This is a genomic window from Roseomonas rosulenta, from assembly GCF_016106005.1.
GTDB classification, from domain to species: Bacteria; Pseudomonadota; Alphaproteobacteria; order Acetobacterales; family Acetobacteraceae; genus Neoroseomonas; species Neoroseomonas rosulenta.
Window position 1 is genome coordinate 1 of sequence record NZ_JACADR010000218.1, and the last position, 7,778, is coordinate 7,778.

9 protein-coding genes are annotated in these 7,778 nt (G+C 70.6%); 4 read left to right on the forward strand and 5 right to left on the reverse strand.

Annotated features, from left to right (window positions below; translation table 11 throughout):
• The coding region (locus HW578_RS19920) for a peptidoglycan -binding protein (RefSeq protein WP_198372464.1) at positions 1–752 on the forward strand (752 nt) is incomplete at its 5' end.
• A 159-nt stretch (positions 753–911) separates the two neighbouring features.
• Here the strand turns inward: HW578_RS19920 and HW578_RS19925 are convergent.
• Positions 912–2,453, reverse strand: a complete 1,542-nt coding sequence (locus tag HW578_RS19925; RefSeq protein ID WP_198372465.1) for a DUF1254 domain-containing protein — start codon at positions 2,451–2,453, stop codon at positions 912–914.
• A gap of 23 nt (positions 2,454–2,476) precedes the next feature.
• Between HW578_RS19925 and HW578_RS19930 the strand changes: the two genes are divergently transcribed.
• The gene (locus tag HW578_RS19930; protein WP_198372466.1) at positions 2,477–2,695 is read left to right on the forward strand and encodes a hypothetical protein; all 219 of its coding nucleotides are present in this window, start codon (positions 2,477–2,479) and stop codon (positions 2,693–2,695) included.
• Here HW578_RS19930 and HW578_RS19935 read toward each other — a convergent pair.
• From HW578_RS19935 to HW578_RS19950, 4 genes are all read right to left on the reverse strand, one after another.
• Positions 2,665–2,958: a GYD domain-containing protein gene (locus HW578_RS19935; RefSeq protein ID WP_198372467.1), complete on the reverse strand. Its 294-nt coding sequence runs from the start codon at positions 2,956–2,958 to the stop codon at positions 2,665–2,667. The genes HW578_RS19930 and HW578_RS19935 overlap by 31 nt on opposite strands.
• A 112-nt stretch (positions 2,959–3,070) precedes the next feature.
• Complete coding sequence (locus HW578_RS19940) at positions 3,071–4,489, reverse strand: DUF1254 domain-containing protein (RefSeq protein ID WP_198372468.1); 1,419 nt, start codon at positions 4,487–4,489, stop codon at positions 3,071–3,073.
• Positions 4,490–4,665: 176 nt separating this feature from the next.
• Entirely contained in the window at positions 4,666–6,084 is a 1,419-nt protein-coding gene (locus HW578_RS19945; protein ID WP_198372469.1) for a DUF1254 domain-containing protein, read from the reverse strand.
• A gap of 285 nt (positions 6,085–6,369) precedes the next feature.
• Entirely contained in the window at positions 6,370–6,702 is a 333-nt protein-coding gene (locus HW578_RS19950; RefSeq protein ID WP_198372470.1) for a DUF1491 family protein, read from the reverse strand.
• A 275-nt stretch (positions 6,703–6,977) separates the two neighbouring features.
• Between HW578_RS19950 and HW578_RS19955 the strand changes: the two genes are divergently transcribed.
• Positions 6,978–7,193 (forward strand): hypothetical protein, encoded by a 216-nt coding sequence (locus HW578_RS19955; protein ID WP_198372471.1) that lies wholly within the window; start codon positions 6,978–6,980, stop codon positions 7,191–7,193.
• A gap of 60 nt (positions 7,194–7,253) precedes the next feature.
• Positions 7,254–7,778, forward strand: a 525-nt coding sequence (locus HW578_RS19960; RefSeq protein WP_198372472.1) for an OmpA family protein, incomplete at its 3' end; no start/stop codon positions are given.

Genomic DNA, 7,778 nt, shown 5'->3' on the forward strand with positions numbered 1-7,778 from the left:
CGGTGCGCCGTGCTGGCGCGGCCGAAACCGCCGCCGCCGCCGCCGCGCAGCGGGCCGGCTTTGCCGAGGAGCAGCGCCGGCTGGCGGAGGCGCAGGCGGTGGAGCAGGTGCGGCTCGCGGAGTCCGCGCGCGCGCAGGTGGCCCTGCTGTCGCGCCAGATCGAGGCGCTGCGCGCCGATCTTGCGCGGCTCTCCGCCGCGCTCGACCTCGCGCAGGGCGAACGCCAGGCGCAGGAGGCGACGATCGCGCAGCTCGGCCAGCGGCTGAACGCGGCGCTGGCGCAGCGCGTCGAGGAATTGCAGCGCTACCGCTCCGACTTCTTCGGCCGCCTGCGCCAGGTGCTGGGCGAAAGGCCGGAAGTGCGCATCGTCGGCGACCGCTTCGTCTTCCAGGGGGAGGTGCTGTTCGCCCCCGGCTCGGCGGATCTGAGCGAGGAAGGGCGGCGGCAGGTGCGCGACCTGGCGCGCGTGCTGCTGGAGGTGACGCCGCGGATCCCGCCCGAGATCGCCTGGGTGGTGCGTGTCGATGGCCATGCCGACCGCTCGCCGCTGCGCGGCGGACGCTATGCCAGCAACTGGGAACTGGCGGCGGCGCGCGCCATCGCCGTGGCGCAGCTGCTGATCGCCGAAGGGCTGCCGCCGAACCGCGTCGCGGCGACGTCCTTCGGCGATACGCAGCCGATCGACACAGGCGAAGGTGCCGCCGCGCTCGCACGCAACCGGCGGATCGAACTGCGGCTGACGGACCGGTAGGGCGGACGCCTTGCAGGAGGGGCGCTGCCGGTCCAGACCACCCCGCCAATGGGCCAGTGGCTCTTTCAGCGCCGCCACGTGGCACGTGGCGCGTCGGGGCGGAGTGGCTGTCGCCGGTTCGTGCGGCAGTGTCGAGACCGCCGAAACGGCGCCGCCAGGTCAGCCTTGCAGCTCGATGTCGCCCGGCTTCCAGCTCTTGTCGAACCAGGGCTGCAACGGGCCGTAGAGCCGTAGGATCATGAACCACGACTTCCCCGGCACGGTCTGCACCCAGTTGCTCTCCTTCCCCGCCGGCGCGGTCGGGCCGAACCAGACATCGACCGAGCGGTCGGCATTCACCTGCAGGCCCGGATTCTGGCTGCTGACCGAGGGGAAGCGGTTGTCGGTCTGCAGCATGGAGCGGGTCTGGGTGTCGTAGACGATGGTGGACCAGAAGGTCCGCACCGGCACCGGGCCCGGCAGGTGCAGGCGATAGGTCTTGCCGCCGTCGAGCGCGTTGCCCTGCGCATCCTCGGCCGTCCAGGGATAGGTCGAGCCCTCGCCCACGACCTGCGTGTCCATCGCCGGCGTCACGCCGGTCGCCAGGAAGAAGAAGAAGGCGCGCGCGTCGAGGTTGGCGACGCCCGGCTGATGCAGGAACTGGTAGCCGCCCTGGAAGGCGAAGCGCCAGCGCCGGTCGTTGAAGATGCGCGCCTCCGGATCGCGCGCCCGATAGGACAGCGCGCGGGCCGTCGCATCGCCGGCCACGGCGGCCTCCGTCAGGATGCGGCGCATGCGCGCATCGGGCTGGAAGGGCTTGCCCTTCTGGATACCGATGGAGGCGAAGAAACCGAGCGTGACCGGGTCGGACGCGTTGCTCGGTTCCACCTGGACCACGTCGTTCAGCATCTCCCAGAAGCGGAAATCGGACGGGCCGACCATGTTGAAGGGCCGCTCGGACATGTCGACGAAGGTCAGCCGCGGCGGGTTCGACGCTCGGGACAGCGGATAGATCTTGGTGCGGCGCTTCACCGAGTCCACGGCGGGGCGGAAGTCGCCGTTGACGGGGAAGCTGCGCCAGGCGAGCCAGTTCTGGAAGGTCTTCGGGCGCACGATGGTGTAGCCCTGCTGAGGCACCCCACCCCGGTGGCCCGGCGGCAGCAGCAGATACTTGCCCCCGCGGCCGCGATCGGCGCCGGTGATGCCGACATCGGCCACCCAGGAATAGAACATGTCGTTGATCAGGCCGAGCACGCCCGGCGGCACCTCGACGACCAGCGGGCCGCCGCGCAGGTCGACCCAGAACCATGTGTAGGGCGTGTTGTTGTTCGCCGTCAGTTCGACCGTCCGGCTGTCCACCAGCCGTTCCCAGATCGGCACCGTCTGGTTGATCGGGCCGACGCTGAGGATGGCGTTGCGGTTCGCCGCCTGGTTCACGGCAGGCAGGGCGAGGAGGTAGGCCTGCAGGGCGCGCTGCCGATCGAGATTGTCGTAGATGAGCCGAGTGCTTTCGGCATCCGGCACGCCGTCGAAGAAGTTGAGCCGGCCGAAGCCCGTCTCGACGCTCGCCGACATGATGACGCCGGAGGGCATCGGCGTCGTGTAGCGAAGCACCGGCGGCGTCGGCGTGCCGGTGAGCGGCTGGGCCTGGGCCGTACGGAGCGCGGAGGGCAGCGAGGCAGCGGCGGCGGCGAGGACTGCGAGATCGCGTCGGGTGGTCATGCTGGTGGCCTCATGAAAAGGAGTTGAGCGTCTATGGCGGCCTGGCAGCGAGCCGGGCCTTGATGATCAGGCAGAACCTGGCCGCTGCAAAGCGGACCGACGGCGAGGGTGGCGGCGCCATCCGGCGACCGTCCCGGCTTGCGATGCCTGGATCAGGCGACACGCATCACGCCCGGCGGGTCGAACTGCGGCTGACCGACCGGTGGCGCCGCTACCGCAGCGAGCCGACGATCGCCCGGTAGGCTTCCTCGGGGAAGGCCTTCAGCGTGCGGGTGCGGACATTGCCCATCCGCCCGAGCATGAGGGAGAAGCGCGCCGCGACGGCGTCGTCCGGCGCCTCGTAGATCGCGACCATGTCGTGCTCGCCCGTGGTCATGTAGTAGGCGAGCATCTTGCCGCCCATCTCCGCCAGCATCCCCTTCGCCGCATCGAGGCGGCGCGGGGATTCGGCGATGGCGGTGATGCCCTGGTCCGTCCAACTGCCGAGCATGATGTAGGTGGTCATGGCACAGGTCCTTTCCGGCTGCGGTGACACACGACGCCAAGCGGAACTGTGCGGATGAGGATAGCGCCGGCGATCCACGAGGGCTCGTGAATTCGCCGGCGCCAACCCCCGGTCAGCCGACCTTCGAGGCCGCCGGGATCACCCAGCTTCCGTCCAGGATCGAGGGGTCGGCCTCGTTCGGCCAGTAGAGCCGCAGCATCAGGATGAACTTGCCCGCCGGTGCGGGCAGCCAGTTGGACTCGCGCGCGGCGCCGGGCGAGGCGTGCTGGATCAGCAGGTCCACCGATCCGTCCGGGTTGCGGCTCAGCGGCTGGCGGGCGCTGATCGAATACCGGTTGATCGGGTTCGCCACGAAGAAGTAGTCGGCGTCGTACATGGTCAGGGACCAGAAGCCGGTGACCGGCGGAAGCTGCCCGGGCGGGAAGCGCATCACGTAGCGGTTGGCACCGTTATACTCGTTGCCGTCGGCATCCTTGAGCGAGGTGGGATAGACCGCGTCCTGCGGGCGGTTGGCGCCGAGGCCGATGGCGGTGACCAGCGCGCGCATCAGGTAGTCGGTGCCGTAGATGCCGGTGCGCGTGGTGAAGCCCCAGCCGTTGATGTCCTTCACCGCCGGGTTGACCCTGAACTGGACCATGATGCGGTCGAAGGAGACGGCGGGGATGCGGCTGGCGAAATCCGCGCGCAGCTTGCTGGCGTCGAAATCCTGGCCGGGCACGAGGCCGATCCGCGCGAAGCGCGCCAGGGCGGGGGCATCGGCGGGCGCGGGCGGGTTCTGCTTCATCAGCTGCGCGAGCAGCGTGAAGTATTCCACCGCCGTCATGCGGTTCACCTGCTCGCGCACAGCGGTGCGCATGTCGATCGACGGATCGACCGTGCCGGGCGGGGGCGTATAGGCCTGGCCCCAGGTGCTGAGCGGCTGCAGCTTCACCTGGTCCTGCAGCGCGTGGACGGCGCGGTAGTCCTCGGGCGTCCCGGTGCAGTAGATGCGCCCGAGCATCCAGATGAGGTTGGTGCGCGACTTGTATTCGGTGACGCCGGCCGGCAGCGTGCCGGTCCAGCCCGGGCCGGTGATGGCGTAGGTCTGCGGGCCGGTGCCGGTGGTGCGCTTGCCCGGCACCTGGAACACCGTGGTCCAGCCGTCCAGGAAGGGGAACAGCGCGTAGCGGCCGTTCATCTCGGGCAGGCTGACGATCCAGGGCTCGCGCCCCACGTCGAAGAAGGCGGTGGTGTAGAGCGTGTCGGCATTGGGCGCGGTGACGTCGCGGAAGGACGAATTGGGGTATTCGCGCAGCTTGATGATGTGGCCCATCGGGCCGCGCGTGCCCTGCACCGCGGGCACGTTGGTGACGACGCGGCGCGTCATCTCCATGGTGACCAGCGGGTAGCCGAAGATGTAGGCCTCGCTCGCGGTCCAGAAATCCTCGATGCCCTCGAACAGGCGCAGGCCCTCGGCGAGGGCTGGCGGCATGGCGGCGGCGCCTGCGGCGAGGCCGAGGCCGCCGAGTGCGGCGCGTCGTGTGATGGTCATGGTCTTTGTCCTTTCCTCGTCTGGCGGGCGCTGCGCCCGCGTTGTGGTCCGGCTCTTGTTGCGGGCCCATGGCCCGGAGTCCGAAAGGGCCCTCGGGACCGGGTGCTGTTGCCGGCCTTCGGTGCGGGGTGCTGCCGCGCGGGCCGCGCCCGGCCCGGCGGCCCTGCCGTGTCGCTTCAGCCCAGCTTGACGATGCCTGGCGGCTGCCAGGCGCCGCGGCCGATCGGCAGCAGGGCGGGCTGTTCCGTCTTCGGCCAGTACAGGCGCATCACCAGGTAGATCGGCCCGTCCGGCGCCGGCAGCCAGTTCGGCCGGAGATCGGCGCCGGGGTCATCCTTCTGGATGTGAATGGTCACGCCGCCATCCGGGTTGCGCTTCATGCCCGACAGCATCGGCGTGTTGATGAGGTAGCGGTCGATCGGGTTGTGCACGAGCAACTGGTTGCCGCCGTGGTACATGGTGACCGACCAGAAGGCATTGACCGGTGGCAACTGGTTCGCGGCGAAGGTCAGGCTGTAGCGGCCCTTGCTGCCGTCGAGCGTCTCCCCGGTCGCGGTGGTGCGCGTGAAGGGATAGGTCGCCTCCTCCGTGCTGTTGCCGTAGATGCCGGCCTTGGCGGCGACGGCGCGCAGCAGCCAGTCGCCGTTGTAGGCCTCCGGGCTGCCCGGGATGGGTGTCACGCGCCAGCCATTCATCTCGACGCCGGCGGCGGCGACGGCGGCGTCAACCTTGCGCTCGCCCTCGAAGGCGGCGGCCAGCAGTTCGAGCCGATCGAGGAAGGAGTTCGGCATCGGCGTGCCGCGGCCGTCGATGCCGATGGAGGCGAGCTGCGCGCGGATCGCGGCCTCGTTCGGCTGCGGCGGGTTGAACTGCAGCGCGAAGGCCAAGTAGTCGAAGAAATGGTGCTTCGCGAGGTCGGCGTTCACGCGCGGCCAGCGGATCTCGGGTGCTGCCGGCGACGCGGGCTGGCGCAGGAAAGCCGAGAGCGGCTCCACCTTGTAGCCGCGCTGGACTGCGACGACGTTGGGCATGTCGTCGGGTCCGAGGAGCTGGGTGCGGAAGATCGCCAGCGCGAACTGCGTCGTGGAGCGGATCACGCCGCGGATGCCGGGGGGCGTCGTGCCCTGCCAGCCCGGTGGCGCGACCATCCAGGTCCCCGCGCCGTGGCCGGTGGTGCGGCTGCCGATGTAGCCGACGTTGTAGGTGTTACCGTCGCAGACCTGGACGGAGAAGTACCGGCCGGCCGGCACGTCCGGGACCGAGAGCACCATCGGTTCGGCCCGCAGGTCCAGCCAGCTCATGGAATAGGGCGTGTCGCTGTTGGGCGTGGGCACGGCGGTGTCGCGCCAAGTGAAGACCTGCGCGTCGTTCCAAATCGTGTTGAAGGGCGCCTTGAACTGGCCGCTGGTCCGGTCGATGGCGAATTCGTACATCACCGCATAGTTCATCACGATCGGCAGACCGAAGATGAAGGCCGCCTCGGCCGCTTCGGCGGCGCCGAGGATGCCGGGGCGGGCGGTTTGAGCCAGCGCCGGGTATGCCAGGGCGGCGACGCCGGCCAGGGCGGATGCGCGAATGAGGTCTCGCTTGAGCATGAAAGGGCCTTCCTCATGTGGTGGGGGCGTTCAGATCCCGCAGGTCGTGCTCGCGCACGCCGCCGGTGCGCGCCAAGCGGGCCACTGGCCGCTTCCTGCATTGCCGGAGTCGGCGCCGCGAACTGTTCGAACCCGCGCTGGCCCTAGGTCAATCCACGCGGTGGCGGCCGAGCCGCGCCCGCGCGCCCCCCAAACTTCAACTATGGAAGGGGTAGAACCAGTATGGTGTCGTCGTCGCCGACATCGCCAGCGAAAAGCGTATCCTGTCTTGGCGAATCAGCCGGCTCAGATCATCCGCGCCTCGAAAGGCGGCTGGAGGTCCGGTGCCTCGAATTCCAGTACCCAGAGGTCCGGGTCGCGCTTCACCTGGCGCTCGACATAGGCCTGCGCGAGGGCTTCCTCGATCGGGGCGGCGCCGGTGCCGCGCAGCCACGCGGGGCGTCCCTCGGCGTCGCGCGCCTGGGAGAGCACGACGCAGCCCTCGCGCCCGCGCAGGATGCAGAGGATCCCGCCGGAATCCGGATCCCCCTTGCGCAGCACGGCGGCGGGGCGGCCGGCCATGTCCGACAGGCGGATCGCCATCGAGACCCAGATGCCGGCCTTGACCTTGGGTTCCATGTTTACTGCGCCCTCAAACGCTGCGCGCCGGCATCCGCCGGCCTGGCTTGCGCGCCTTGCACTGGCGCATTTTTGGCAGCGGGCGGGTTGGGCGCGGTCGCGCTTTGCGCTCCCGGCCCGAGGCGGAGCCTCGGGCCGCCAGGGCCGCTCGTGGCTGGTGTGGCTTGCTTGCCGGGGCCAGGGTGCGGGGTCATCGGCCGACCCTCGCACGCCCCACCCCTTGCCGGAAGGCGCGGCGCGCGCCATTCACCGCGCAGCGAGCGGGGGTCCCGGCGATGAGCGATCGGAAGATGACGGAAGCGCAGCGCGCCTATGAGGCGAAGCGCGCAGCCAGGGCAGGCATGAGCCTCGAGAAGTGGCTCGCCACCAAGGAACGCCGCGCCGCCGAGGAAGCGCGCGAAGCCGCCGCCGCCGCGCCGAAGCCGGCCGAGCCGCCCAAGAAGCCCGGCTTCTTCGGCCGTCTGTTGGAAAAGGCGCAGAAGCCGCTCTGATGCGGCGCCCTGCGGCACGGCGATTCCCATCAGGCCCGGCCTTGCCCTAGGCTGCGCGCCATGCGCAGCGCATGGGCCGCAATGCTCGGGATGCTCGCGGCGGCCGGCATGGCCGGCCCGTCGCACGGGTATGCGCCGATCGGCACGGTCATGCTGTTCGCCCCCGGCAGCGCCGAGATCAGCCAGGACGCGCGCGACGCGCTGCTGGCCTTCCTGCGGCCGGCGCGCCCGCCGGAATTCCGCGGCCATTGCCTGACAGGCCATGCCGACCGCGACCCTGGGGCCGCGGCGCTGAGCCGCGCGCGCGTGGCCGCCGTTGCGGCGATGATGCAGCGCCAGGGGGTGGATCCGCGCGACATCGCGACCGAGGCGCGCGGCGACGCGCAGCCGGTGCGCCTCAGCCCGCCCGGCCAGGCGGAACCCATGAACGACCGTGTCGAGCTGTTTCCCTGCCCCGGGCCGCGCCTCGCCGGCGTGGCCGAGGCCGAGGCCCGCGCGCTGGACGCGGTGGTGGTGCCGGCTTTCGTCGCCGCGCTGGCGCCGCGAGTCGCCCGATCGCTCGGCTGCCCGGAGCCCGAGGTGCCG